The 23,655-nt window shown below is 58.4% G+C and carries 25 protein-coding genes and 1 pseudogene; 6 read left to right on the top strand and 20 right to left on the bottom strand.

The window, feature by feature from the left end; genetic code table 11:
* Positions 1-39: 39 nt before the first annotated feature.
* Positions 40-948, bottom strand: coding sequence for a hypothetical protein (locus AC3B6F_RS02415; RefSeq protein ID WP_489823274.1), 909 nt, complete (start codon positions 946-948; stop codon positions 40-42).
* 313 nt (positions 949-1,261) lie between these two features.
* Between AC3B6F_RS02415 and AC3B6F_RS02410 the strand changes: the two genes are divergently transcribed.
* Entirely contained in the window at positions 1,262-1,498 is a 237-nt protein-coding gene (locus AC3B6F_RS02410; protein ID WP_489823273.1) for a hypothetical protein, read from the top strand.
* Positions 1,488-1,871, top strand: coding sequence for a type II toxin-antitoxin system PemK/MazF family toxin (locus tag AC3B6F_RS02405; RefSeq protein WP_489823272.1), 384 nt, complete (start codon positions 1,488-1,490; stop codon positions 1,869-1,871). The genes AC3B6F_RS02410 and AC3B6F_RS02405 overlap by 11 nt, the downstream gene beginning before the upstream one ends.
* A gap of 131 nt (positions 1,872-2,002) precedes the next feature.
* On the opposite strand, the gene AC3B6F_RS02400 is transcribed toward AC3B6F_RS02405, so the two are convergent.
* On the bottom strand, positions 2,003-2,512 hold the full coding sequence (locus AC3B6F_RS02400) for an IS630 family transposase (protein WP_489823318.1): 510 nt from the start codon (positions 2,510-2,512) through the stop codon (positions 2,003-2,005).
* A gap of 2 nt (positions 2,513-2,514) precedes the next feature.
* On the opposite strand from AC3B6F_RS02400, the gene AC3B6F_RS02395 reads away from it, so the two are divergent.
* Entirely contained in the window at positions 2,515-3,597 is a 1,083-nt protein-coding gene (locus AC3B6F_RS02395; RefSeq protein ID WP_489823317.1) for an IS5 family transposase, read from the top strand.
* 90 nt (positions 3,598-3,687) lie between these two features.
* Here the strand turns inward: AC3B6F_RS02395 and AC3B6F_RS02390 are convergent.
* A protein-coding gene (locus AC3B6F_RS02390) for an IS630 family transposase (protein ID WP_489823271.1) occupies positions 3,688-4,703 on the bottom strand; the annotation gives its coding sequence in 2 pieces (ribosomal slippage) (positions 3,688-4,364 and positions 4,364-4,703; 1,017 coding nt in all).
* A gap of 83 nt (positions 4,704-4,786) precedes the next feature.
* Here AC3B6F_RS02390 and AC3B6F_RS02385 point away from each other — a divergent pair.
* Positions 4,787-4,978: pseudogene (locus AC3B6F_RS02385) on the top strand (IS5/IS1182 family transposase); the annotation flags it as partial.
* Between the two features lie 275 nt (positions 4,979-5,253).
* Here AC3B6F_RS02385 and AC3B6F_RS02380 read toward each other — a convergent pair.
* Entirely contained in the window at positions 5,254-5,616 is a 363-nt protein-coding gene (locus tag AC3B6F_RS02380) for an HdeA/HdeB family chaperone (RefSeq protein WP_489823270.1), read from the bottom strand.
* A gap of 330 nt (positions 5,617-5,946) precedes the next feature.
* Here AC3B6F_RS02380 and AC3B6F_RS02375 point away from each other — a divergent pair, with 330 nt between their 5' ends.
* Positions 5,947-6,225 carry a hypothetical protein gene (locus AC3B6F_RS02375; RefSeq protein ID WP_489823269.1) on the top strand — a complete coding sequence of 93 codons (279 nt, stop codon included), beginning with the start codon at positions 5,947-5,949 and terminating at the stop codon, positions 6,223-6,225.
* The gene (gene mobF / locus AC3B6F_RS02370) at positions 6,222-9,425 is read left to right on the top strand and encodes a MobF family relaxase (protein WP_489823268.1); all 3,204 of its coding nucleotides are present in this window, start codon (positions 6,222-6,224) and stop codon (positions 9,423-9,425) included. Before AC3B6F_RS02375 ends, mobF begins: the two co-directional genes overlap by 4 nt.
* A gap of 41 nt (positions 9,426-9,466) precedes the next feature.
* Here the strand turns inward: mobF and AC3B6F_RS02365 are convergent, their stop codons facing one another.
* From AC3B6F_RS02365 to AC3B6F_RS02290, 16 genes are all read right to left on the bottom strand, one after another.
* Positions 9,467-11,716, bottom strand: a complete 2,250-nt coding sequence (locus AC3B6F_RS02365) for a type IV secretory system conjugative DNA transfer family protein (RefSeq protein ID WP_489823267.1) — start codon at positions 11,714-11,716, stop codon at positions 9,467-9,469.
* A gap of 2 nt (positions 11,717-11,718) precedes the next feature.
* On the bottom strand, positions 11,719-12,099 hold the full coding sequence (locus AC3B6F_RS02360) for a hypothetical protein (protein WP_489823266.1): 381 nt from the start codon (positions 12,097-12,099) through the stop codon (positions 11,719-11,721).
* A 59-nt stretch (positions 12,100-12,158) separates the two neighbouring features.
* The gene (locus AC3B6F_RS02355) at positions 12,159-12,530 is read right to left on the bottom strand and encodes a hypothetical protein (RefSeq protein ID WP_489823265.1); all 372 of its coding nucleotides are present in this window, start codon (positions 12,528-12,530) and stop codon (positions 12,159-12,161) included.
* The gene (gene icmT / locus AC3B6F_RS02350; RefSeq protein WP_489823264.1) at positions 12,527-12,775 is read right to left on the bottom strand and encodes an IcmT/TraK family protein; all 249 of its coding nucleotides are present in this window, start codon (positions 12,773-12,775) and stop codon (positions 12,527-12,529) included. The genes AC3B6F_RS02355 and icmT overlap by 4 nt, the downstream gene beginning before the upstream one ends.
* Complete coding sequence (locus AC3B6F_RS02345) at positions 12,775-13,884, bottom strand: type IV pilus twitching motility protein PilT (protein WP_489823263.1); 1,110 nt, start codon at positions 13,882-13,884, stop codon at positions 12,775-12,777. The genes icmT and AC3B6F_RS02345 overlap by 1 nt, the downstream gene beginning before the upstream one ends.
* Positions 13,885-13,886: 2 nt before the next feature.
* The gene (locus AC3B6F_RS02340) at positions 13,887-14,249 is read right to left on the bottom strand and encodes a hypothetical protein (RefSeq protein WP_458202278.1); all 363 of its coding nucleotides are present in this window, start codon (positions 14,247-14,249) and stop codon (positions 13,887-13,889) included.
* Entirely contained in the window at positions 14,246-15,379 is a 1,134-nt protein-coding gene (locus AC3B6F_RS02335; protein ID WP_489823262.1) for a secretion/conjugation apparatus DotM-related subunit, read from the bottom strand. The genes AC3B6F_RS02340 and AC3B6F_RS02335 overlap by 4 nt, the downstream gene beginning before the upstream one ends.
* Positions 15,379-16,314 carry a type IV secretion system DotC family protein gene (locus tag AC3B6F_RS02330; protein WP_489823261.1) on the bottom strand — a complete coding sequence of 312 codons (936 nt, stop codon included), beginning with the start codon at positions 16,312-16,314 and terminating at the stop codon, positions 15,379-15,381. The genes AC3B6F_RS02335 and AC3B6F_RS02330 overlap by 1 nt, the downstream gene beginning before the upstream one ends.
* Positions 16,307-16,744 carry a DotD/TraH family lipoprotein gene (locus AC3B6F_RS02325; protein WP_064275478.1) on the bottom strand — a complete coding sequence of 146 codons (438 nt, stop codon included), beginning with the start codon at positions 16,742-16,744 and terminating at the stop codon, positions 16,307-16,309. The genes AC3B6F_RS02330 and AC3B6F_RS02325 overlap by 8 nt, the downstream gene beginning before the upstream one ends.
* A 5-nt stretch (positions 16,745-16,749) precedes the next feature.
* A complete protein-coding gene (locus AC3B6F_RS02320) occupies positions 16,750-17,457 on the bottom strand; it encodes a transglycosylase SLT domain-containing protein (RefSeq protein ID WP_489823260.1) in 708 nt (235 codons plus the stop codon).
* Complete coding sequence (locus AC3B6F_RS02315; protein WP_489823259.1) at positions 17,454-18,059, bottom strand: DUF1796 family putative cysteine peptidase; 606 nt, start codon at positions 18,057-18,059, stop codon at positions 17,454-17,456. The genes AC3B6F_RS02320 and AC3B6F_RS02315 overlap by 4 nt, the downstream gene beginning before the upstream one ends.
* Positions 18,060-18,245: 186 nt before the next feature.
* Positions 18,246-19,760 (bottom strand): shufflon system plasmid conjugative transfer pilus tip adhesin PilV, encoded by a 1,515-nt coding sequence (gene pilV, locus AC3B6F_RS02310; RefSeq protein WP_489823258.1) that lies wholly within the window; start codon positions 19,758-19,760, stop codon positions 18,246-18,248.
* Entirely contained in the window at positions 19,757-20,233 is a 477-nt protein-coding gene (gene pilM / locus AC3B6F_RS02305) for a type IV pilus biogenesis protein PilM (protein ID WP_211591033.1), read from the bottom strand. The genes pilV and pilM overlap by 4 nt, the downstream gene beginning before the upstream one ends.
* Positions 20,234-20,239: 6 nt before the next feature.
* Positions 20,240-20,746, bottom strand: a complete 507-nt coding sequence (locus AC3B6F_RS02300; protein ID WP_211591034.1) for a type 4 pilus major pilin — start codon at positions 20,744-20,746, stop codon at positions 20,240-20,242.
* Positions 20,747-20,822: 76 nt separating this feature from the next.
* Positions 20,823-21,947, bottom strand: a complete 1,125-nt coding sequence (locus tag AC3B6F_RS02295) for a type II secretion system F family protein (RefSeq protein ID WP_211591035.1) — start codon at positions 21,945-21,947, stop codon at positions 20,823-20,825.
* Complete coding sequence (locus AC3B6F_RS02290; protein WP_489823257.1) at positions 21,944-23,587, bottom strand: GspE/PulE family protein; 1,644 nt, start codon at positions 23,585-23,587, stop codon at positions 21,944-21,946. The genes AC3B6F_RS02295 and AC3B6F_RS02290 overlap by 4 nt, the downstream gene beginning before the upstream one ends.
* Positions 23,588-23,655: the final 68 nt, after the last annotated feature.

The raw sequence follows: 23,655 nt of genomic DNA, 5'->3' as shown, positions 1-23,655 counted from the left end.
TTCAGTGTAAGGACGCCGTTTGTGAGTGCGAACAGGGGGCTAGTACAGCGTCTTCATCTGATCACGTGCACGCATCAACAATCCTCTCAGGATCAGTGATCGATCTTCATGTGGGACTGCCTCCACCATCGGGATGCACGCCTTCGCCCACTCGCGCTCACTTTCAAAAAACGAGCGTCGAGGCAGTCCCGGCAATGCTTCATAGTCGATGCGACCATCAGGCTGACGCCCTGTCGCATCGAGGGGCATGAGGGCGTCGAGCGGCAAATACTCCGGCATTCCATCAGGCCGAGGACCAACATAAGGCGGCGGAAGCGGCTTGTCCCTGTCTGCACCATAGCGGGGGGCCTGTGTGAGCATCGTCACATGCTTGGCGATCTGGCCGATTTTAACACGCGGCTGGGTGGCGGTCTCTAAGGAGGCAGGCTGGGACTGCGCGGTCTCGACGACCTCGGCAGGTGCCGTCGGCTGAATGCTGGCCTGATCTGGGGCCACCTTGGGTCTGCGCTGTGCCTCATACCCTGCGATCCGCTCACGGCGCTCCCTGTTAAGGCGCTCTTCGTTATCGGCCTCGGCCATGAGAGCAAGGATCTCTTCATCCGAGGGGCCGGTCGGTGCCCGTTCAGTCGAAACGACTGCGGGGGATGCGGATCCATCGCGTAACCGTCGATCGGCCTCTGCCTTCGCCGCAGTGATGCGCTCTTTGACGCGATACCATTCGACTCTCAAACCATTAGGTGTAGGAGCGCGGCCTTGCTGGGTTCGCAGACCGTCGCGAGCGAGGTGCTCTGCAAGGGTCGACCACTTCAAGGATCGCCGTCCGGTGGCTTTGAGCAACGTCTCGAAATTCTCTGTCAGCCACATCACCACATCAGAGCGTGTCTGGCGTCTGGCGCAGGTCTCCAGATAGCTGCCCGCTGTCTGACCTGAAAACACTGCTGCGCTCATGGACCTCACTCCTGCCCCGTCCTCGCCTGTCTAACACCCTTGGTTTCTCGTAGCAAGGCCGATGCCTAACCGAAGCCTACCCGCAGCACTGACGTAGCATTAGTGTAGCATTAAAGAAGAGGGTTTTTCTTTTTCCATACACAAATGCAAACTTTCAGTTTGCGCTTCGCGCCACCCTGCGGGTGTTGCATCCGGTGGGGCCGGAGCGGCCCGAGGCCGAAGTCCTCTCGGCGCATTCTGCCCTGCCAAGTATGTTGTTTTGCACTACGGAATTGCGCTACGTTAATGACGTTCTGAACGTATGGAGTTCGTCATGGCATCCCCCCTTTCGATCCGTCTGGACGAGCGGCTACGCACTGACCTGGAGCAGGAAGCAATGGCACGCGGTATCCCTCTGAGCCAGCTCATTCGTGATCTGCTGGAGACAGGGGCAAAGAGTGCGCGCCGAGACCGGATCCGCAGGGACAGTGCGCGTGTTGCACGCTACGTCGCTGCGACGCCTTCCGCCCAGGCGCTTTTTGAAGAGGCCGGCGGAACCCATGGCTCCTGATCGGCCGGTCGCCATGGCAGCGATCTTTTCGCCTGGTGAAATTGTGCTGGCGGACTGGCGCGGAGATGCGCTGCCGAAGGAGCCCAATAAGCGACGGCCGGCGGTTGTTGTCGAAGACGATCTCTTTCCGCCTGAGTGGCCGAATGTGATGCTCGTGCCGCTGACTGACGATGAGGACCTCGTCATTCCGGATCTGGCGGTACGGATTGACCCAACATCCGAGAACGGTTGTTCTAAACCTTGTTGGGCGATTAGTGCTTTGTTGACCACAACGTCTAAGCATCGATTGAATGTCACAGGTAGCAAGATTCAGCCCCACCAGCTTATTGCGATCAGGCGTCAGATCGCACTACTGGTTGGAGTAAGTGGCTAACTTCACTAGCTGTCAGCTAGGCAGGGAGTTTACACGCTTTGCACAGGAAAATTTTATAGATCAGAGGCAGCCAATAACTCGGCCACCTTTGTTTTCTCAACGCGGAGTTTGGGTGCTAGAGCGTTTTCCTCTCAATCTGGTTCATATCCGGCGGCGGTAAAGAAGTTTGCGCATTCTGTAGGAGTGATCTGATCGATCAATGTGCCGATCCTGTCCCACAAGGCGTCGCGTGTGCGTTCTGCGGCTTTACGGAGATGGGCCTTGAGTTTGGAGAAGGCCTTCTCGATGGGATTGAAGTCCGGGCTGTAGGGCGGGAGATAGCGCACAGTCGCACCTGCTGCTTTGATGGCGGCCTGAACGCCGAAACCTTTGTGAGAGCCGAGATTGTCCATGATAACAATGTCGCCTGGCCGCAGATCGGGTACCAGCACGCGATCGACATAGGTCTGGAAGCTGCGGCCATTGATCGGACCATCCAGGACCATGGGCGCCACGATGCCGGTCAGTCGCAACCCAGCGATGAACGTCGTGGTTTTCCAGTGACCATGTGGCACGGCGGAACGCAACCTGGAGGGTTCGAAAAACCCTCTGGTTTTGAGGGTGCCTTTGTGATTCCATTTCCCCCGAGTTGATTGGGGAATGGATCATGAAGCAGGCTGGTTTCTTTGATGTTGAAGAGAGGCTTGCCCGGCTGAGCGGGCTGGGTGATCAGCTTGAAGCGTTTTCCCGGACTGTGGATTTTGAGGTGTTCCGCCCTGATCTGGGGCAGGCTTTAGCCTATTCAGACGGGAGTAAAGGCGGACGACCGCCATTTGATCCGGTGCTGATGTTCAAAAATCTGGTGATCCAGACGCTCAACAATCTGTCTGATGAGCGGACAGAATATCTGATCAACGACCGCCTCTCCTTTATGCGTTTCCTTGGCTTGGGGCTGTCGGACCGTGTGCCTGATGCCAAAACGGTCTGGCTGTTTCGCGAGCGTCTGACGCAGGTGGGAGCGATTGAGGGTCTGTTCAATCGCTTTGATACAACCCTGCGCAGCGCTGGTTATCTGCCGATGTCAGGCCAGATCCTGGATGCCACACTGGTGGCTGCTCCAAAGCAACGCAATACGAACGTCGAGAAAGCCGATCTCCGGGCAGGACGTATTCCTGAAGACTGGCAGGACAAACCCGCAAAGCTGTCGCACAAGGATCGTCATGCGCGCTGGACACTGAAGTTCACGAAGGCAAAACGGCGGGATGACGGAACAATCCCCGCAACGGATCTCGCTATCCCGTTCTTTGGCTATAAATCGCACATTTCTATCGATCGGAAATACCGGTTCATCCGGAAATGGAAGACGACGGACGCCGCCGCCAGTGATGGTGCGCGATTGAGAGAGGGGCTGCTGGATGAAACCAATACGGCCTCAAGCGTCTGGGCAGACACTGCTTATCGCTCCAAAGCCAACGAAGACTTCATGGAAAAGCAGGGCTTTGTCTCCAAGGTTCATCGCAAAAAGCCGCAGCTCAAGCCCATGTCCCGCCATATTCAGCGGTCCAATGCAGGGAAATCAGTGATCCGCTCGCGCGTCGAGCATGTCTTTGCTGACCAGAAATCGCAGACCGGGTTGTTCGTCCGAACCGTGGGTATTACCCGGGCCACCATGCGGATCGGTCTGGCCAATATCGTCTACAACATGCGCCGCCTCATCTTCCTGGAGCGGATCAGCGCGAGCGCGTAGCCGTCCAGCGGGGGACAGCCCCCAATCCGCTCAAAGCGCAGACCGGATGCCATCGCAAAAACCGTTAATCAAAGCGTCAAAACCCAGAAATTACCGGCCAAGCACATCAAGCAACGGTTCTTCGATCCCTCCATCTAGAGCGTTTTCCTTTCGATCTGGTTCATATCCGGCGGCGGTAAAGAAGTTTGCGCATTCTGTAGGAGTGATCTGATCGATCAATGTGCCGATCCTGTCCCACAAGGCGTCGCGTGTGCGTTCTGCGGCTTTACGGAGATGGGCCTTGAGTTTGGAGAAGGCCTTCTCGATGGGATTGAAGTCCGGGCTGTAGGGCGGGAGATAGCGCACAGTCGCACCTGCTGCTTCGATGGCGGCCTGAACGCCGGGACCTTTGTGAGAGCCGAGATTGTCCATGATAACAATGTCGCCTGGCCGCAGATCGGATACCAGCACGCGATCGACATAGGTCTGGAAGCTGCGGCCATTGATCGGACCATCCAGGACCATGGGCGCCACGATGCCGGTCAGTCGCAACCCAGCGATGAACGTCGTGGTTTTCCAGTGACCATGTGGCACGGCGGAACGCAACCTCTGGCCACGTCGACACCGCCCGTAGCATCTTGCCATATTCGTGGAAGCCCAGGTTTCATCAATGAAGACCAGCCGCGCCGGATCGAGATCGGGCTGGGCATCGAACCACTCCTGCCGTCGTGTCAGGCTGGGCATGTCCGGTCGGTCCTGTTCCGCCGCGTGAGCGGTCTTTTTTTTCATGTGATCTTATGACGCGCGAAGAAACGCCACAGCGTGCCGATTGCAAAGTGATGGCCGTTCTCAGCCAGTCGGGCGCGGATCTCGGCCAGGGTCAGATCGTCCTTCTGGGCGATCAGCGCATGAATACACTCTGCCTGCGCCTCAATCCGGTGAGACAGACGATCCCCGCCACGGGGGCTGGCAGCAGGACTGCCGGTCGTAGCGGCAAGAGCGCACCAGCGAACCGCACTTGCCGGACTGACGCCAAACCGTTCAGCCGCCTGACGCCGCGACAGACCATTCGAAACGGCCGCAACAACACGTTCGCGGAGATCCAGAGACAATGTGCGTGATGACATCCACAGCCGGCCTCCATCCCGGCTGTCATCTTGAATCAGATCACAGCCACTTTGGGAATCCCAACCGATTCATTCAGAACAGAAAACGCTCTAATGCAGGAAAGTCGGTGATCCGATCCCGCGTCGAGCACGTCTTTGCCGATCAGAAATCGCAAATGGGTCTATTCATCCGAACTGTCGGTATCACCCGGGTCACCATGAGGATCGGTCTGGCCAATATCGTCTACAACATGCGCCGCTTCCTCTTCCTGGAGCAGATAAACGCCGCCGCGTAGCCATCCAGAGGGTAACACCCACCGATCCGCTCAAAACGCAGATCAAAACCGACCCAAAGAACCGTCAATCAAAGCGCCAAAACCCAGAAATTACTCGCCAAGCACATCAATCAACGGTTCTTCGATCCCTCCACATGGTGTTTGGAGGATCTTGCTGTAAGTCTGCAACCTCTGGTGGATTTGGGGATGACTGGCAGCATATGGTCGGGTGGTATTGCCCTGCCTTCTTTTAATTTACAGTAGCATATTAAAAACCACATTCAAACGAGATTTAATCATTTAGGAAATGGTAATTTAGCTACCTTTAGCAAAGTAGATAATATTGCCACTGAGCCTGACATAATTACTTTGTCGGGGTTTTTTCGGCAAAAGCTATCGAGCATACTCTGTTGTGAACTTGAATCAAATAGACTGCTGTTCAAATTTATATAGTATCCCTGTTGTCTCGCAGTATACACGTTATACGATGACAAATATCCCTGAACCCACGAAAACGCCATAAATTTAATATCCTGATCGCTATCAAGATATCTTTGGCAGCTCATGGAGCCTAATCCAGAAACGGCCATTTCGTCACCGGATGCATAGGAATTAAATGGAACTAATATTAACACAAGTAAAAAAACTATATTTTTCATGTTTATTTATCGCCTATTATTCTTTTTTTGGTCCATATAATAAATACAATTTATATCTACCTATATAAGATATCTACCCAGTTATTTCCATGCTGTTCGAATGCTTCGGACTTTGCGCACAAAAAGACGTGTGCTCCTATCACTCGTCTTGGCAAAAGACAAAACCTTAACCGGCTATCACAAAGGCATTGGCGCAAGTTTAGTCACGACAGTCGGCTTCTGTTGCCGCCATGCGCCCGCTGTTGAGCATGTTGTCCGCAAACGTGTTTGGCTCGCGAGCACTCACAACGCCCTCCAGCAAAATGTCTCCTTTGCCTACGGAGACGATGCATGCCAGATGAAAACCTATTTGACCTCCCGCAACCGGTAGATCGCGAAGCGCCGTTTCAGCTCCTCGTTTTGCAACGGCTGGATCAGATCGGGGAGACGCTCGCCCAAATCCACCAGATGGTCAGCCCTCCAGAGAAAGCAGAAGAAGGCGAATGCCTGGTCGAGGTCGTCGCGCGCATGGCCCAGGCCATGGAACAGCAGGGTGCCGCCCTTGAGACAATCTCGGCGCAGCTTGGCCGGCTTGAAGCTTCCACCTTCTCTGCGCCGGCTGGAAGATGATCACTTACCGGAAGATTTCTGCGGCAGGTGCCGGCAAGCTGATCGTCGCTTATCTGAGAGAGAATCAGTCCGAGCCGGAGAAGGATGCCCGCTTTGAACGGGAACGGAGTGATCCGACCCGTGATACAGGTGGCAGGCTGACAACCTACTATACCGGCCGTGATGGGCGGGGAATGTGGTCGCCAGATATGGGCCCCCGGATCGCTGATGCGCTAGGCATTGACGTCATGAAGGTGCCGACAGACCAGGCGCTGGCCAATCTGTTTGAAGCGAAGCGCGCTGACACGGGTGAGAAATGGGCCAACACAGGCCGGAAGCGTGAGCACTCGGCCATCGACTTCACAGCGTCACCCGATAAATCAGTGACGCTTGCCGCTGAATTTGCGTCGACGGATGCCGAGCGGGCGCTCATCTGGAGCGCAATTCACAAGGCCAACGACAAGGCCATGGCGTTTATTGCCAAAGAGGTTGGCGTGGCGCGCAGAGGGTCAGGAAAGACAGCCACGCTGGAACGGGGGGAAGTCGCGTGGGTATCGTTCCGGCACTACACGGCACGACCGGTCATGAAGATTCAGGATGGCGCAAAAGGCCCCACGGCGGCGGTGGAGGTTCCGGTGCCGGGGGATCCACAGGCGCATATTCACAATCTGCTTTTGAATGCCGTAGCGACCGAAAGCGGCCATTTGGGTTCGCTGGACAGTGCTCGCATTACCAGTGCGACGTCTTTCATGTTCGGGGCGTATTTCCAGGCGGAACTTGCAAGCGAACTTCGCAAGCTCGGTATCGCGGTGCATGTCGACGAGAGCGGCCGCGCAATCGCGATTGATAGTGTGCCACGAGAAGCCTGTGAGCTTTTTTCAAAGCGCCATTCCCAGGCGGAGAAAATGGGAAAAGCCTATGCCAAACGGCAGGGCCTGGACTGGAACGATCTGTCGGCCGAGCGGAAGTTTTCAATCCTTCACAACGCAAATCTCGCTTACCGCTCAAAGAAGTACAATGGCAGCAACGACAGGGAGTTCTGGTTTGAGCAGGCTCACGACATCGGGTGGTATCACGATACTGTCCTGACCAATGAGAAGGTCCAGCCATTAGGGCGCGCTGAGCGCTACGAACTGGCTTATGCGATTGCGGCGAAGAAATTGGCTGAGGAGTTTCGGACAGCTGCTGTTCTCGACCGGGACACGTTCCGGACCCATGCCGCACGGGGTCTCATTGCGGCTGGCATTGAAGGCACGCAGGACGTCGAGCGGATCGCCGATCTGATCCAGGAGCGTGGTATTGAGATTGACGGCCAACAGGTCCGCTTTCTGGAGCGCGAGCAGGACGGCCGCCTCCGGGTCGCGACAAGTGCCCAGATCGCCCTCGAAAAGGACATGGCCCGTCTTGCCGGCCTGTCGGCGCGAACGCGGGACGGTGCGCTCAGTGACGAGCAGATCGCCGCAGCGGTCGCCCGGTCTGGTCTCGACTTCACGCGCGAGCCGGCCCACGGCGCCGCGCAGCTTGCGGCCATCAATGCGCTTGGTCAGGCGGGCGGTCTGGGCTTTCTGATCGGTGTCGCCGGCTCCGGCAAAACGACACTTCTGAAGCCTCTGGTCGACGCCTGGCAGGAGGATGGTCGCACCGTCATTGGCGCGGCCATTGCCTGGCGTCAGGCCGATGCGCTGAAGGATGCGGGCATTTCCCAAACCTACGCGATGACTCCCCTTCTGGACGGCCTGGCGCAGGGAAAAATCGAGCTCGATCGCCAGTCGGTTCTTGTCCTTGATGAAGTCAGTCAGGTCTCTCCACGTCAGCTGCTTGAGATCCTCCAGCTTCAGCAGGAAAAGGGGTTTGCCCTTAGAGTGGTGGGCGACCGGGAACAGGCCCAGGCGATCGAGGCCGGTGACGCGGTGGAACTGCTGTTGCGGGTTATGCCTAAAGAAGCGCGTCCGGAACTGTTGAGCACGATCCGTCAGAAGTCCGCGCGGGGTCGGCAGATCGCCAATATGTTTCGTAGTCCCGGCCGGGATCTGAGCCAGACGGAGGACGAGCAGAAGAAGGCCGACATTGCCCGGGCGCGTGAAGCCATCGACATGAAGCGCAAGGACGGCACGATCCGACTTGTGGGGGGCGACCATGACCAGGTCGTCGAGCAGATCGCTGACCTGTATCTTCGACGCCGCGACATGCTGACGCAGGCCGGATCGCAACGGGGCATCACCATGTCGGCGCCGACGAACGAAGACGTCATGGATCTCAGCCGTGCCGTCCGCGACCGGCTGCGCAAGCGTGGCGAGATCGGGCAGGCGGAGATCGTCAAGGCCGCCATCGATCAGCGTGGCGTCACCTATGAGCTGCCTCTCGCTGTTGGCGACCGGGTTCGGTTGTTTGCGAAAACCAGCGTCCGGATGGAGACCGCGCATGGGCGCCGCTGGCGTGATCTGGGTTCGAATGGCGACTTCACGACCGTCAAAGGCTGGTCCGATGAGGGGCTGGTGTTACAGAATGCGAAGGGACGGGAAGGGCTGGTGCCTTGGACCCGGCTGGCCGACCCGAAGACCGGACGCGTTCGACTGGGCTTTGGTCACGCCATGACGGTCGATGCAGCACAGGGTGTGACGTCCGACGAGCATATCAACGCCATGCCGCGTGGATCTTCGGCCATGACCGGCTTTACCTCCTATGTTGCCGAAAGCCGTCATGTTCATCGCTGCTGGACGGCCGTGTCGGAAGGGTCTCTCCGGGAGGCCGAGACGTTTTCGCGGGCTCTGGGTGACATCCGGCCGGTGACGGTCAACGATCTGTATGACCGTCTGGCGTCGGATATGGGGCGTCATCCCTACAAGTCGCTGGCCGTCGATCTGGCAAAAGCCCGTCTTGCGCACGAAGAAGCCAATACGCGCTGGATCCGGCAGAACCACGTCAATGAGCGGACCCGGCAGAAGGGGCAGTCACCGGGCGGTCAGGTTCGACGGCAGGTTGAGGAAGCCCCGATCCGGGATGTGCCGCGCGCGCAGTGGGATGATGTCAGTCGCAAGCTGCGCAAGGCCGGCTATGCCGCGCAGGATGCCCTGAATGCGGCGCGGCGGGTTGAAGATCTGCAGGAACGTCGGAGGATACAACAGGCCGAAGAGCGGCTGCAGCAAGCTCGCGCGGCCGCACAGGCAGAAGAGCGGGAGCGCGATCGCACGCGGGTTCGTGGCACAGGACGGGGGATGTAGGTTTGAAGAAGGAGGCGGCACGGGACATGCCGCCTCAGGTACTATGCGAGTTCTTTGCCACGCGCATAGAGATTCAGGGCGTGCGTGACTGCCTCGACGGCCGCCCGCTCATCCAGTCCAAGCGCCGTCTCAAACGTCACCAGCTCGGTCAGGAGTGCTCGGTCAAGATCCGGATGAAGTGATTCCGTCGTGCGGGGCAACTGAGCGGATGGAGGAACGAGGGTCTCAAACAGCTTCGCAAAAGGTTTGTCCTCTGCTGAAGTCTCGTCAGGAAAAAGCAGGTTCAGGAGTTCCTGGGCGTCCTGCAGGGGCGTGCTTTCCGTATTGAGAACGACGCCGAGCCGCTGATACAGATCTCCCAGAACTCCGGTCAACGGCCGGAGATCGCCCTTTTCGATCCGATCGCGCCCTTCCTGAAGACGCCGAGCGACGTCATCTGCTTCCGTAGTCAGTTCCTCGGAGACAGGAGCTTCAAGAGCGGGAGCCGCTGAAACTGTGGGGAACACCCTGTTCACGCCCTCTGGCTTGATGCCTGCATAGAACAGTCGCGTGTAGATGCGCTTTCCTCGGAAGAGAATGATGGCCTGGCCCTGTCGGAGGTTCTGCACATCGCTCCAGGAGATCCGCTTGACGTCGCGGATGTCTGCGCGCTGCTGGTCCGCATAGACGCCCAGAGGGTTGGAACTGTCGAAGCCGGGGAGGACGCTGACAGGCATCGTTCCACCTGACTGTTCGATCCACTCCCGGGTTGGACCGGAGTCTTCGATATTTTCAAAGATCTTCAGCTTGGGATTGCCGAGAAGCGGAACGGTCAAATCCTTACCGAGCGTGGCGTAGAGGGTGCCCACTTCCTGAAACGAGATCAGCAGGGAAATGTTCAGCTCGCGACCCAACGCCATCATGGCGTCAATCCCGCGTGTCGCGAACTGACCGACTTCGTCCAGAACCAGAGGATAGGGCACCGTTGAGGACGACGCGCGATTTACGACGCGGTCCTCATAGTCGCCCTCAATCGAGGTGCCGAGTGCCGCCGCAAGCGCGTAACGAAGCGCCGTGATGACGGCCTTGCCCAGGGCGGCGTTCGTGTCCGGGTGGTTTTCGAGCGAGGGGAGAAGAACGACCAGGATGCGCCGATTGAAGATGACGTCCCGGAAGTCCACATCACCGATATTGCACCGGAAGATATGCCCCAGCGTGGAACTCATCTGGGTAAAGGTTTTGCCGAAGCCACCCACCACATAGGAATGCTGCTCGCGAACCTTATCCTGGTCTCCCACGCTTTTGGTGTTCGAAAAGCCACCCGTCTCCGTCACGTAGTCGCGGACCGGGTTCAGCAGGGTTCGGTCAAATTCTGGCGGAAGCTCGACTGTTCGCGTCTCGGCTGCATCCGCATCATAGTAGGTGAAGATCTGATCCTGGTAGAGATCGCGCAGTTTCACGATGTCAGAGAACATCGTGCGGATCGTCTCGGACATGATCGGAATGCCAAGGTTGTCCCGGACCCAGACGAAGACATAGGACATGCCGCGAATAAGCGCTTCGGCCCTGTCGCGGAAATGCGCGGAGTTACCCCCTCCGCCTTTCTTGTCTTCAGGCAGAAAGAGCGTGAGCAGAAGCTCGGTCATGCCCTCCGCGTTGACAGAGGAAAAGGGGTTCCAGGTGTTGGTCTTTCTGTCGCCGGCTGACACCATCATATTGATGAAGCGCAGGTCCGCCTCTCGGCCCCACCGTCTCGCCATGGCTGCAACGGAGAAGGCGAGGTTGTTCGAGGCTTTGCCGTCGACAATCGTAAACCCGCCGCCCTGTGCCAGGGCATTGCACAGAAGACTATAAATGAACTGCGTTTTGCCGGACCCGGTTGAGCCGGGCAGAATGGCATGCATAGTCATATCATTGCCGGACAGCCAGACCTGTTGGGCCGTAACTTCATCCCAGCCTATCAGCCAGTCTCCAGAAGGTTTGCCGGGGATTTCGACGCCAGGTCGTTTTGGGTCCGGCTGAGGATTGCCGTAGTCCTTTCCCTTCGCGTTGGCCGGCAAGCGAAGAGGCAACGTCACCGGCCGCGTCAGAACATAGCCGGCATAGGCGACGGCCAACGGGACGATGGCGGTTGTCAGCGCGGGAACAGTCACGGCCACGCCGGCTATTGCAACGAGCCCGATGGACGAGAACCCGGATCGCAGGATTTCGGCGATCTGGTGAGGAACGCTTCGGGTGTCGCGGAATGCCAGCCCACCCTTTTGTTCGTGAAAATCCTGCGGACCGTCTATGCGGCGTCTGATCGTCGCCATGATTATTCGAGCCCGAACGCTGTGTTGGGTACCGGGGCGGCTTCAGGCGCGGCGGGGATGGAACGGCGTGCCGCGGATTCAGGGGCGCGGAGTAGCGGCATCTGCAAGGTGTCGGCTGTATGGGGACCACTGCTTTTCGCGGGCGACCACAGCCGGTGGCCAACGGCGGCACCGACAACAATCAGACAGACGCCAGCGATCATCGGGAGGGGGATGCGTCTGGCTCTTTGTGGTTGCCGTTCAGTGGCGATCTCTTCTGCCGGGAGGGGGCGCGGACTGTCAGCCCCCTCTGAAAGCGTGTCGTGGTCGAGAACGATGATGGTCCGTTCCCCTTCACGACGAATAGAAACAGACTGTGTCTCAGGTGGAACGGAAATGATCATCGCGGACCTCAGCAAGTTAGACGCCTGTGCAGTATCTGACAGGCGTTTGTGAGTGCGGATCAGCCCGTGACCGTTTGTGTGTAGGTCGTCAGAGCTTCGAGGGTGATGCGGCCTTCAGCATCGGCAATGGTTCTGAGCACAGCGTTGAGCGCCAGAAGAGCGATCGAGAGCGGGACATGGTAGAGCCCGGTCAGTGTGTAACCCGTCACACTTAGTGTGTCTGGCTCAAGCTTGAGGCCGAAGCCGGCTCCTTTTGTTTCAGATCTCCAGAACTCCTCAGCGAGCCGGAGCAATACCGGCAGAAGCACGTTTGTCTGGGCAACACGCCACGCCGGCAGAGCACCCACACCTGGGATGCCCGTCTCGAAGCGGTATCCCTGCGTCTCAATCAGGGTCGTGCAGCACCGTACCAGGTCATCAATATCGCTCATGCGTAATCACGCTTTTTCCAGGAGGGAAGACGAGGGCGAACCGGGCCACACAAAATGACCCGGAGCATGCGCACGGCCACGGGAAGCGTCAGGCCGAGCCATGCCAGCACGCTGAAGAACAGAGCCCCCATTATGGCGAGGATAAACGTCCACTCGCGCATGTGAGCGATCCACAGAGCAAATGGTGCAAGCGCACGGGCGTCGATAATGAGAAGGCGGACAGGGTCCGCGGTGAAGCGCCACATCAGTTTTCTTCCTTCATGGCAGCGGCGGCAACGGCTTCTGTGATTCTGCCCTGCTTCACAGCCGCAGCGATGGATTGAGCGAAAGTCTGTCCGTGCTCTTCGACAGCGGCCTGCGTGATGTTCGGCCAGCGATCCCGCGGGGCATCCAGCAGGCGGGTTCGAATGGCGCGGGTCACGGGCAGGAACTCCCGAATGGGTGTCCTCTTGCCGTCGGTCGACTTCAGCAGCCTCTGGTTCACCAGAAGACGGAGGTTCTCGACGAACGAAATTGTCAGGCTGTCCCGCTGATCAGCGGGGCAGAGCGCCTGAACACGGCGGACAGTGGAAGAGCAGCTGTTCGTATGAAGAGAGCTTAGGAGGCGATGGCCAGAGATCCCGGCCTGGATCGACGCTTCCATGGTCTGAGGATCACGGCACTCGCCCACGACGATGTCGGTTGGCTCGCGACGCATGGACGCGCGGACAAATTCGGAAAAACTCCTGAGGTTCCGGGGAATCTCGAGTTGCGTGACCGCTGAGTTGCGACGTTCGACGCGATCATAGAGGATCTCAAGGGGGGCTGACGCTTCGATCAGGTTGCAGTGGATATCCGGATCTTCAAGTCGGGTCCGGTTGATGCCGCCAATCAGCGTTGATTTCCCCGAGCCCGTGGCGCCGCAGATCAGGAAAATGCCCTGTTCTCCATGGAGCGCGTCCAGCAGTTGAGGCTCTACGTTCTGGTCCTCCAGCGGGCGGGGGATGTCAACCAGGGGCCGGAAGGTCAGCGAAATGCCTGCATCCGCCCCGACCTGCGAGCTGACGGCATTCAGGCGAAAGGGATATCGCCTTTTTTTGCGATCAGGCCAGATTGTATGCCCGACATCGATCGGGTCGCCGTTTTTGAGGTTGGTGACTCCCGTCGCTGACCGGAAGATATAGTTGACCGCATCCTCGACTTCCCCCGGCAGACTGCCATCACGCGTGACCTGATGGTTTTCGCCATGGAGGCGCACCATCACGGGGGTATCTGTCTGGATTTCGATCCGGGAGCACTCGGCCTCTGAACACCAGATCAGGAACTGGTCCAGCGTATTTCCCCGCAAAGGCTCCCCGTCGTGTGGCCATAGCATGCTCACCGTGCCTTGTTCCCAAGACGGTTCAGTGTTTCAAACTCATGGATCACTCTCTGGTGGGTCCGGACGAGATCCTTGGGAAAGCTCTCGCGGTCTTCTCCGGGCGACACCCCACCCAGCAGCGCGTCCATGTAACGCGAAATTGGTTCAAGAAGGGACACAGGAGCCGTGGAAACGTCGTACCCGTAAAAGGTCTTGCGAGACGCTGCATGTTCGAGCTGAACAAGCGTCAGTGTCATCGCACGATCGAGCTGAAGGGCTGGTACGGCATAATGCTCTGCCACCCAGTCCCGGAGGGTGTAAGCCGCAATGCGCGCACGGATGAAATCAGGCATGAGGCTAAAAATTACGGAATCAGTCATGGTCTGCCGAAAGTCTTGAGAAGGCTGGAGATCTGGGGGGGCGTCAGAGGGCGTCCGGCAAGGCACTCTGCTTTCCAGTGTGCCAGTGCTGCCGCCGCTTCCGGGCAGGCGGCAATTGCCATGACATACGGTGGGAGTCCGTCACGCGGATAGGACGCTGCGGAGAGAACGAGCCAGAGGTCGCGGTCCAAGAACTGGATGGCTGCGAAAAGTCCTGGGTTGACGACGCCGGCCTTGAGGCGTGCCTCCTGGAGAAGCGACAGGAGTGCTGGTCTTGTAAATGCATGTTGCTCAGTGATTTTCAGCGTGGAGCGGAAGCTCTCCTTCTTCAGCTGCTTATCAAGGGTAGCCACAAAGGATTTGGACACTTTCGCGAAGTTTGATGGCGCTCCGTCCTTCAAAGTGCCTTTTAGCTGCACAGAGAGGTTTTCCAGGACACTCTGTGCCTCATCTTTCCGGCGCTGGATGAAGAACGAGAAGGCGACGAACAAGCATTTTTCAGCGACCGACGCCTCCAGGGGCCCGCGCCAGGGACGGCCAAGTTGCGCCTCCAGCGCCTGAAGAGTTGTCTCATGGAGCTGGGCAGCTGAGTTGCCTCGCACGTATCGTGCGCGCCATTCTTCAAGATTCAGCGCAGGATCGAGAGGCGCCAATGGCGCTTCAGGAGGTGAGGGGCGCACCAGCTTCAACCCTTTGCCAAGCCACGCTGCGCCCAAGGGATGGATCTCCGCGAGTGCTTTCTGCATGCCCTCGAGACCGAACCGTTTGCGGTGACGTTCCAGCGGCGCGCGGGTCAGACAGAGGGCGGCGAGAATGACAAGCAGAACAAGAGCGGGCCATCGGAGCACTGACCCTGTCAGCGTGCAGAGTTCCCAAAGTGTCGATGCAGAGACACGCTCAGGAACGGCGTCCCCAAGATTGACAAGAACCGCATCATAACGGTGCGTGAACAGTCCAATCAGCCTCAGCTCATAGCCCTGCACGAAGAGGACGGCTTCGACGATCTGGGTATGGAACTTCAACCAGAGCAGGAACGAAAACAGAGCAATTCCGACGCAGACGCCGATCAGCAGGCTGGCAATGCGCTCGGGATCGTGGGATCGCGTGTTGGGAGCCGGGTTAACGGGCATTACTGGCCTCCTTCTGCAACGTGCCAGTGCGCGCGGTTCGCATCGAGACCAGGCTGACTGCGGATGCGAAGCTCCCGGTCATCGAGACGCATCAGATCTGCGCCGCCCTGGACGTCGCGGTGCAGCTGGGAAACCTCCGGGGCTGCCACCTTTCCCGCCCTTAACAGAACCCTGTAACGGGCCATGCCCATGACATCGCGTTCCATGCGCGACAGATCATCGAGAAAGATCTCGACTGCCTGCCGTTGTCCGGCTGCCCAGCCATAAGCCACCCCTGATCTCCACACCTCAACTTCATGCGGTGTGCGTGGCCGGACCGCGTCGGCTGGCGGGGAAGGGGAGGAGACAGTGCGTACAAGCCATGTGCGCCATTGTGGTACTGCCGTCACAAGCTGCGCGCGGCGCGTAATCTGATAAATCGTGCCTGTTTCACGGGCTGTCTGGCCACTTGGATCGAGAGCGACCGCCATTTGCGCCTCTGTGACAACGGGCGGCCGGATCAGGGTCTGACCGTTGCCGGCGGGAAGCACCAGAGTGCGGAAATCCACCCTTTGGTCCAGAACATGGGAATATCGGCGCAGGAGTTCATTGATCGCGTAGGACTCTGCGGCCCGTCCGCCCTGGGCGCCATAGGCCCATGCCGCACTACGGACGGCGCTGTCGCGTCCATTCCCGCTTTCCTGTTTGGGAGAGTAGCCGGGACGCACGGCCATCATCGCCTCGAGCGACGACGGCCTGTCCACGTCAGGAATATCCGGGGCTTCGGCTGCACCGGTGACAGGCGTATCGATTGCATCGCCCGCTTCCGGGTTGCCGTCGGGTATCTCCGGGACAGGAAGATCCTGAGGGGGCTCAGCGTGTGCAGAGGCGTTGTACGCACAGAGTGATGCCGCAAGGAGGGCTGCCCGACAGGCAGAGTGCCGAGGCTTACGCATTCCAGGTAATCCTTATGACGTGGTGAGGGATATCAACCCAGATGTCGGCATGACCGGATGATGCGGCAGCCATCTCGTCCAGCAGGCGACCGAACGTGGTCGTCTTCTGATCCACTTCTATGATTGGCGGTGCGGCGCATGGCGGGATATCGGTCTGATAGCCGACCCGCGTGGCAATCAGCCGGATGCCCTCATCGAGCGGTCCCTGCCACTGCCATCTGACAGGTCGGTTCATCTCGGCCGGAAGAACAGAGCCCGCCCGTACCAAAGGAAAACGGACGGCACCGATCTGGTCGAGCGCGGACAGAATGTGATTCATGTCCTGATCGTAGGGATGCACAGGCGCAGCCGCCTGTTTGCTGCAGGCACAGAGTCCTGACAGCAGCAGAAGGGTAAGGCCGAAGGGTCGGCAGAGAGGGATTTGCCACATGCCGCCTATGATGGCGGAGACGTTTGTGAGTGCGCAGCGATCTGGACATTTTTCCAGACCTTCCGCTGATAGGCGACATTGTACTTGGGGGTACTGGAATTGTAATTGCCGACCCGCCTCCAGAATTCTGCGGCGTTGTCTGGGGTGTGCCCCCCAAGAGCGCCGGCCAGAACCCAGGCGCCAATATGAATATTCAGGCAGCCATCGTTGATGATCTGCTCGCGCGTAATCCCCATGCGGGCGAGTTCTGGCAGGTGCATCGAATTGACCTGGGCAGGACCCATGTCATAGGTGCCGTTCGTGTTCCGGCTGATATGTCCGACCCGACCACCCTCAGTGAGCAGAATGGCCCGGTAGAGGAGTTCAGGCAGATGATATTGCCTGGCAGCATGCGTAACACAGACCCCAAGAGAGTCCGTAAAACCGGTGGCAGGGGGTGACACGGGCTTGTCCTGCTCCGAACCCCTGGGCGACGATCGGGCTGCGCCAGCCCATGCAAGGATCCATGCTCCGGCCGCAATGTTCATGCAGGCGTTGGACCGGACCTCCTCAGGATCAAATCCGGCGCGCTGGAGGATCGGCAACCACCGAGGGTCGATTTTCATCACCCCAAGGCCCGGCCCCGACGCATGATCCATGACACGCTCAATGGATGCGACCGGCACGCTATAGGCTTGGGCGGCCAGTGCAGCACAGGGCGGAAGTGCTGTCATGGAAGAGCGACCGGATGCAGGTGATACTGATAGATCAGTCGCAGGATCATGAGTTCGTCGAGGACGTCCGGGAAATAGCCAAGAGCGCTTTCGTCGGACACGGGCCTGAAGTCATACAGCCTCGATCCATTCCGTTCCTGAGAGAGTTCAAGTCCCACGCTCTCGCCGTTGTCGCGCTGCGGCAGGAGTTGAATCGCCAGAAGCTCGGCGTTGGGCGTGAGGCGGTTGATGAGGTCAACCAGCTCCCTGAAATGCCAGCCGATGGGATTGGAAGGCCGGGAGACCATGACAAAGAGCTTGCCGCTCCTGGATTTTATCAAACGTCGGTGCCGGTCGATACACCGCGTATAGTAATGGCGATCTGCAGGGGCCTGCAGATCTTTATGGGGGAACATGTCCTTCACCCCAAAGCGATCACGGAACGCAGCGTGACCGTCTTCGCCCGGTTTCGGGAGAAAATCCAGAAAATCGGTTTCGAGACAGTGGCGGATCATCCCCGGGGTCGCATGGACCCAGTCGAAGGGCAAGGCGCCCATGCGCAGATCGGCGTTCCGGAGAATGGTTGCTGGCAGACAGTGTGTTCCCAGAGGAATCACACACATGCTTGACCCGGTGCCCACCAATCGTTCTGACGCCGTAATTCGGCATCTTGGAGGAGCGCCGATGTTTATATCGACGCAGGGTGGTGCGCAAGGACATGAAGAGTTCCGGCGTAAAGTCATACGTTCCGCTCTTCACGCCTGAAACATCAGGCGTGAGCACGGTCTCGGGCAGCGTGAGGGTGTTGCTCATTGGGCGCTGCACAGGTGAAGGGTTGAGTAGCCATAACTGCCGTACCAGATGGTCTCGATCCCGAGGTCTTCTGTGCCGGCAGGGCAGCTGTAGCCGCCCGTGATGCTGTTGGTCCGGTTGTAACCTGAAAAGCCTTTGGTTGAGGTCGGCACATAGCCCGAAATCTGCGCCTGTGGTGCGCGCCACACCCCGCTTTGGCAAACAAGCAGCATCCCGGAGTTATCGTTTTTAGTTGCTAGCGCACCGTTCGGGTTGCACCCGTTCCCTGGCCATGCATTGCCATTATCGGTTCCCAATCGGACGGTTGTGGCTGAAACATTTCCGGCGGTCAGATCGGCAACACTTCCGTCAGAGTGTTGGATAAAGGTACTTCCGGGAGCGCGAATAGCTACGTTCTGGTCATCTCCGTAAAAACACGCGTTGCCGACGTTGTAGGCACATCCTAACTGCGCTACGCGAACTGAGCTTTGAACATCGAGACGGTCGCCGATGCTCACGTATCCCTGGTTGTTGATATAGGTGCGAACACTGCCCCCTGTACCAACGCCCAGGCTTCCTTCGTAGTACCCGTCCCAGCTATGAACGCCGCCGCCCCACCCGCTTGGCAGCCCCACATACGGGTCGAGGCCGGAAGTGCCAATGTTGGAGCTGAAGTGCCCTTCACCTGCCATCAGAGTAGCTGCTGAACCGTCATAGTGCTGCAGAAAGACAGCGCCTGGCGTTCGCACGGCGGCATTGGTGTCGTCGCCATAGAGATAGGCACTCGCCACTTTCACCCCGCCATAACCGCCGTTCGGATTGCCTCCAGCGAAAACGCCGCGCGTCGCGTTAACATCGTTGGCGTTGTTGATGGTGTTACCGCCCATATCCAGCGGAGCGAGCATCTTGTTCAACTCGGGGTGTCCGGCAACAGCGGTACGATACAGATAGTCATTCGTTGTCACGCTAGCGTCTGATGACCCCGCACCGGTAGAGACCAGCCCTACAAGATGCCCCGGCCCAGGGTTGGGGAGGCCTGCCATGTTGAAATGCCAGGTTCCGCTTGCACCGTAGGCCGTGTCGGCCGTCAGCCCACCAAGCATGCCGTCATAGGGAACAAAGCCACCCTGATGGCCAGTCATGGCCGCGACAGAGACTTCGTCCTTTGGAATGTAGGACGTACCGCCGCTGCTCTCGATGACAGCACTCAGTACACCGGAGGTTGGTTGCTGGATATAGACGCTCCATGCCTGTCCATCCGGATTTGTCGCCGTAAATGCAGGCGGGAGGTCGTGCTCACTGATGAGCGTTGACAGCGCAATCTGCGTGGTCCCGCCGACCGGAATAGCAGCCGTCAGTTCTCTGGTGTGCGCGTTTTCATATTGTCCGGCCGCCCGGATCAGGTCCTGAAACTGTCCGGCGGTCACCGCAAGGCTTCCCTGACGCGTGCCATTCTCGACCATGGAGTAATAGTGCGGCAGGATCATGATTCCGATGACCGTGGCGATCATCAGTGCGACGATTGTGTTCATTGATATCCCGTGCCGCTCAGGCTGATGTAGGAAACGGCGTCGCCATCTGGCACCGCGACCGGAAGGGCTCCCATGTCACCCGAGGCCGGGGTGAACCAGTGCCCGCTTCGCGCTGTTCCAAGGGAAAGATCGCCATTCGCCAGCAGGATTGCCTGCGATATATCTGTGGCTTCCATCGGCATCCACGCGACGACAGATACTGACTGGCCCGTCCCCATAATGCTGTTCTGTGCGGCTGCGACCAGGGCGGCGTTGCTGCCAAGCGTCAAGGCGCTCAGAGGCACGGAGGATCGAGTTTCCGGATGGTTTTCGACGTAGAGAAGCAGGGCTGCTTTGTAAGCAAGCCAGGCCTGTGCAGTCTCTGTCGTTGACACCAGCGGGGACGGCAGGTTCTGTCGGTGGATGACCCGGAGGGCATCCATTGAACTTGCGGCCATGATCACCAGAGCCAAGGCGAGAAAGACATAGGCCACCCGTCGTCAGTTCGAATATTCGAAAGTGACATTGACTTGTGTGGTCCCGGATGACGCATTGCAGTCATTCGCGATATTCACTGCGGCATTAGAGTCTGACATAATGACTTCAGCACCATTAATGGTGACGCCGTACGCATTCTGGCTCCGGGCGAATGTGGCGCATGCATCACTGTCCACATTCGTCCAAGCCTCGGAATGGCCCTGGTTCCACGGGCCAATCGTAACCTGAGAACCACCCCATGGACCAAGAATGGTCGTTCCATCGCCATCTTGCATCGCCTTGGGAACAAGACCCGCCTTGATCGCTACGGAATTGTCGAGCCCTGTGTAGTTGCGCGTGGTCATGCCGCCATTGATGTAGCTGGTAATGTTCGTCGCAAGCTGGCTCTGTTCTGAGGCTGCGGTACTGCCGTTGTTTTTTGCAAACACCGCGTAGCCCCCGACAAGGACGGCGATCAGTGCAAGAAGCACCGCCCCGGCCTTGATAAGGAGTGAGACAATCTGATCCATGATAATTCTCCCTGATTTGGTCTTGGGAGCATTATCGAACGGCTCATTGTGAGTGCGGACACGACCGGGCTGTCAGTTACATCGGGCCGATATCGCTCATACCGGAACCAATGTTGTTGGAGGCTACGATCAACGCGCCGGCAATCAGCATCATCATTGCGTTGGCAAAGCCTTTCGCGGCGGCCGCCTGCTCCAGGGTGGTGAACTCGATCTCATCAGCCCAGGCGCGACTGGACTGCAGAAGACGGTCATAGGCCCCTGTGCCGCCCCAGCTTGCCTCAATGTCGTCAATGACTTCCGGAGACGGGAAAGCAAACCCGGAATCTTCCATAGCCTCGGGCAGAGACATGCCCCTTGGACCCAGACGATCGAGAATGGCTTCGAGGCGTTCACGAAGCCAGGGTGTGGCAACCTGCATCTGATGGGTGAGGGCTTCCGTATCTGTCATCCCGGCCCGAACCAGCGCGATAAAGCTCGAGATCCAGATGTAACCCTGAATGTTGCGATAGATGGACCACGGCGCTGCCCGCTCAAGGAGCACCCGGAGAGGGCCTGTGAGCTTTGTAAGACTGAGCCAGAGCAGCACCAATGCCCCAACAAGGCCACTGAGGATCAGAACACCATTCAGGCCGGTCGCAAGACTACTGGCAAAAACAAGAACCTCCTGCGAAGTGCTTGCCTTCATCTTCATGCCGCCGTTCATGAGTAACGACGGGATGACCATTTTCGCGATCGTGTAGAGGAACGCGAAGATGATTCCGACATACATCAGAGGCTGGCCGATCGCACTTCTGGCCGCCCGCATGATGCGTCCCACCCGGGTTTTGATATCGCACAACAGGTCCATTGCAGAGGCGATATCGTCTCCTTTCTCGCCCGAGAGGATCATCATGTATTCGTCATGAGGGACGTAAGGCCTTAGCGCCTCGGCGAAGCTCATCCCCTGAGCGGCCATTCTATGTAGCACCTTGTTCAGGATCCGTGGCACGGAGGTCTTTTTCCTGCGCTCCTGCTGACGGATATACAGGAGCATAATGCGTTCCAGCTCCGATCCCTGCCTGAGCCTGATGGCAATCATCCGATACAGTCGCGCCCTTGTCCGCCATGTAAAGGCGACGTGAATATCCATCCACTGTGCAAGGTCCTGGGTGAGCCGCGGCTTTTCAGCCGCCGCAGACGTGTAGACAATCCGAAGGCTCATGGCAGTTTCGCCCCTGACAGCCGTTCGCTCATGACGGCGTCACGTGTTCGGATCCGATCAACGGTTGCCGTTACGGCAAATGGATCGACAAGTCCCTGAAAGACACGGCCCATTGCTGTCTCGACCATCGACGGATCGGCATCCGGGCGCGCCCTGAACCGATGCCGGGCGATGGCCACACCATGATTGACGAAGTCAGACATCAGCTGTTCGTCCGTTTCGACAACCTCGGCAACCGTGGTTCGCCCGGAAATCCCAGTACCGAAGCAATGCGGGCATCCTGGCCCTTTTCTACGGACAGCACTGAGATCGTCGCCCCACGTCGGAACGGCTTCGCATGTCCTGCGTGGCAGTCTTTCGTCAGAGACGGTCCACGGAAGCGCACAGTGTTTGCAAAGAACGGGAAGCAGACGTTGCGCGACAACGCCCCGGACGATGGAGGCATTACAGGTTGTGCGAAAACTCAGTCGATCGAAGTCCATGTTCTGAAACCGCAAAGGGTAATCGAAGGGATCGTCCACATGGAGCGTGCTCATCACAAAATGGCCCGTCTGCGCGGAATCAAACGTGGTCAGGGCGACTTCGCTATCGCGCATTTCTGCAATGGACAGGTCATCCGGATCCATACGCAGCGCAGTCCGCAGGCGTGCACGGAACTCACGACCGGCTTCTTCGGATGTCAGGGCATTCGAGATGTCGAGCTGAATACCCCAGTGCATGGGATACTCAGCGGGCTGGGCGATCTCGACCAGGCGCCTTTCTGGCTGGGTTCGGGCTTTGTGCAACGCGAGCTCGTAGAGCAGGGTTGTTTTCCCGGACCCGGTGGGGCCGGTGCAAATCAGCACGCCTGAAGGCGAGACGGCGATATTCAGGATTCGGTCGATCTGGCTTTGCGTGAACCCGTAGTCGAGTAGTTTGAGCTTGCCTTCAGGTTTGCGCGGGGTTCGGAACGCGGTCTGCCGCTGCGGCTGGCTTCGTCGATTGCCTCCGGATTTCACGTACTGAAGACGGATGACCATGAACTTTCCGCCTTCGGACACCGGAAGGCACGGCCCTTTGACAATACGGACGTTGGCGAGCCCCGTTCCCTTGAGAATATCGCCAGCAATGGCCGCGTCCTGAAACGACAGGTCGCTGTAGGCGCTGTCACGGGACGTCGCCATTGTGTACATGGCCCGCAACAGACGATCCGCGTGATCGTTCGTCAGCTCATGTGCAACCACGAGTGAGCCGTTGATTCGAAACTGGACCTCGGTGTGGCGTTCCTTCCGGTGGAGGTGGATGTCAGACACACCGCTTTCTGCCCCTTCGCGAAGAAGAGCCAGTGCTTCATCCCGGACTTCGGCGTCTTCCCCGTCGTCAGTATCCGAATGGCTCCCCGTTTCATGAGCACTCTGAATGCGGGCTGTGACGTCACTGATCGGCTCCCAGACAACCTTCAGGCAATCGAGCTGAGGGTGGCGGCGCGTATTGGCAATCCAGTCGAGAGCGTCTGTTGAACGCTGCAGTCTCTGGTTCACATAAACAGTCTGGTTCACCGGATCGAGATGGATCTGGCTTCGCAATCCTGTTGGAATTGTCAGGACATTCGACGATGTCCCGGCCTTCTTCGGCGTGGTCTTTTTGAGAAAAGCGAGCATTTGTATGGTCTCTCAGGTCTGGCGCTGCACAAGGTGCGGTCCGGGCGACAGTCGGCCGCGCTCCTGTG

The organism is Gluconobacter sp. ESL1110 (assembly GCF_058107395.1).
The sequence above is the reverse complement of the archived record's forward strand: the minus strand, read 5'-3'. Positions and strand labels throughout refer to the sequence as shown.

What these genes read in the sequence shown, in the direction of transcription:
- AC3B6F_RS02415 (WP_489823274.1), bottom strand. Translation starts at nt 948, where the DNA reads ATGAGCGCAGCAGTGTTTTCAGGTCAGACAGCGGGCAGCTATCTGGAG.
- AC3B6F_RS02410 (WP_489823273.1), top strand. Translation starts at nt 1,262, where the DNA reads ATGGCATCCCCCCTTTCGATCCGTCTGGACGAGCGGCTACGCACTGAC.
- AC3B6F_RS02405 (WP_489823272.1), top strand. Translation starts at nt 1,488, where the DNA reads ATGGCTCCTGATCGGCCGGTCGCCATGGCAGCGATCTTTTCGCCTGGT.
- AC3B6F_RS02380 (WP_489823270.1), bottom strand. Translation starts at nt 5,616, where the DNA reads ATGAAAAATATAGTTTTTTTACTTGTGTTAATATTAGTTCCATTTAAT.
- AC3B6F_RS02375 (WP_489823269.1), top strand. Translation starts at nt 5,947, where the DNA reads ATGCCAGATGAAAACCTATTTGACCTCCCGCAACCGGTAGATCGCGAA.
- mobF (WP_489823268.1), top strand. Translation starts at nt 6,222, where the DNA reads ATGATCACTTACCGGAAGATTTCTGCGGCAGGTGCCGGCAAGCTGATC.
- AC3B6F_RS02365 (WP_489823267.1), bottom strand. Translation starts at nt 11,716, where the DNA reads ATGGCGACGATCAGACGCCGCATAGACGGTCCGCAGGATTTTCACGAA.
- AC3B6F_RS02360 (WP_489823266.1), bottom strand. Translation starts at nt 12,099, where the DNA reads ATGATCATTTCCGTTCCACCTGAGACACAGTCTGTTTCTATTCGTCGT.
- AC3B6F_RS02355 (WP_489823265.1), bottom strand. Translation starts at nt 12,530, where the DNA reads ATGAGCGATATTGATGACCTGGTACGGTGCTGCACGACCCTGATTGAG.
- icmT (WP_489823264.1), bottom strand. Translation starts at nt 12,775, where the DNA reads ATGTGGCGCTTCACCGCGGACCCTGTCCGCCTTCTCATTATCGACGCC.
- AC3B6F_RS02345 (WP_489823263.1), bottom strand. Translation starts at nt 13,884, where the DNA reads ATGCTATGGCCACACGACGGGGAGCCTTTGCGGGGAAATACGCTGGAC.
- AC3B6F_RS02340 (WP_458202278.1), bottom strand. Translation starts at nt 14,249, where the DNA reads ATGACTGATTCCGTAATTTTTAGCCTCATGCCTGATTTCATCCGTGCG.
- AC3B6F_RS02335 (WP_489823262.1), bottom strand. Translation starts at nt 15,379, where the DNA reads ATGCCCGTTAACCCGGCTCCCAACACGCGATCCCACGATCCCGAGCGC.
- AC3B6F_RS02330 (WP_489823261.1), bottom strand. Translation starts at nt 16,314, where the DNA reads ATGCGTAAGCCTCGGCACTCTGCCTGTCGGGCAGCCCTCCTTGCGGCA.
- AC3B6F_RS02325 (WP_064275478.1), bottom strand. Translation starts at nt 16,744, where the DNA reads ATGTGGCAAATCCCTCTCTGCCGACCCTTCGGCCTTACCCTTCTGCTG.
- AC3B6F_RS02320 (WP_489823260.1), bottom strand. Translation starts at nt 17,457, where the DNA reads ATGACAGCACTTCCGCCCTGTGCTGCACTGGCCGCCCAAGCCTATAGC.
- AC3B6F_RS02315 (WP_489823259.1), bottom strand. Translation starts at nt 18,059, where the DNA reads ATGTGTGTGATTCCTCTGGGAACACACTGTCTGCCAGCAACCATTCTC.
- pilV (WP_489823258.1), bottom strand. Translation starts at nt 19,760, where the DNA reads ATGAACACAATCGTCGCACTGATGATCGCCACGGTCATCGGAATCATG.
- AC3B6F_RS02300 (WP_211591034.1), bottom strand. Translation starts at nt 20,746, where the DNA reads ATGGATCAGATTGTCTCACTCCTTATCAAGGCCGGGGCGGTGCTTCTT.
- AC3B6F_RS02295 (WP_211591035.1), bottom strand. Translation starts at nt 21,947, where the DNA reads ATGAGCCTTCGGATTGTCTACACGTCTGCGGCGGCTGAAAAGCCGCGG.
- AC3B6F_RS02290 (WP_489823257.1), bottom strand. Translation starts at nt 23,587, where the DNA reads ATGCTCGCTTTTCTCAAAAAGACCACGCCGAAGAAGGCCGGGACATCG.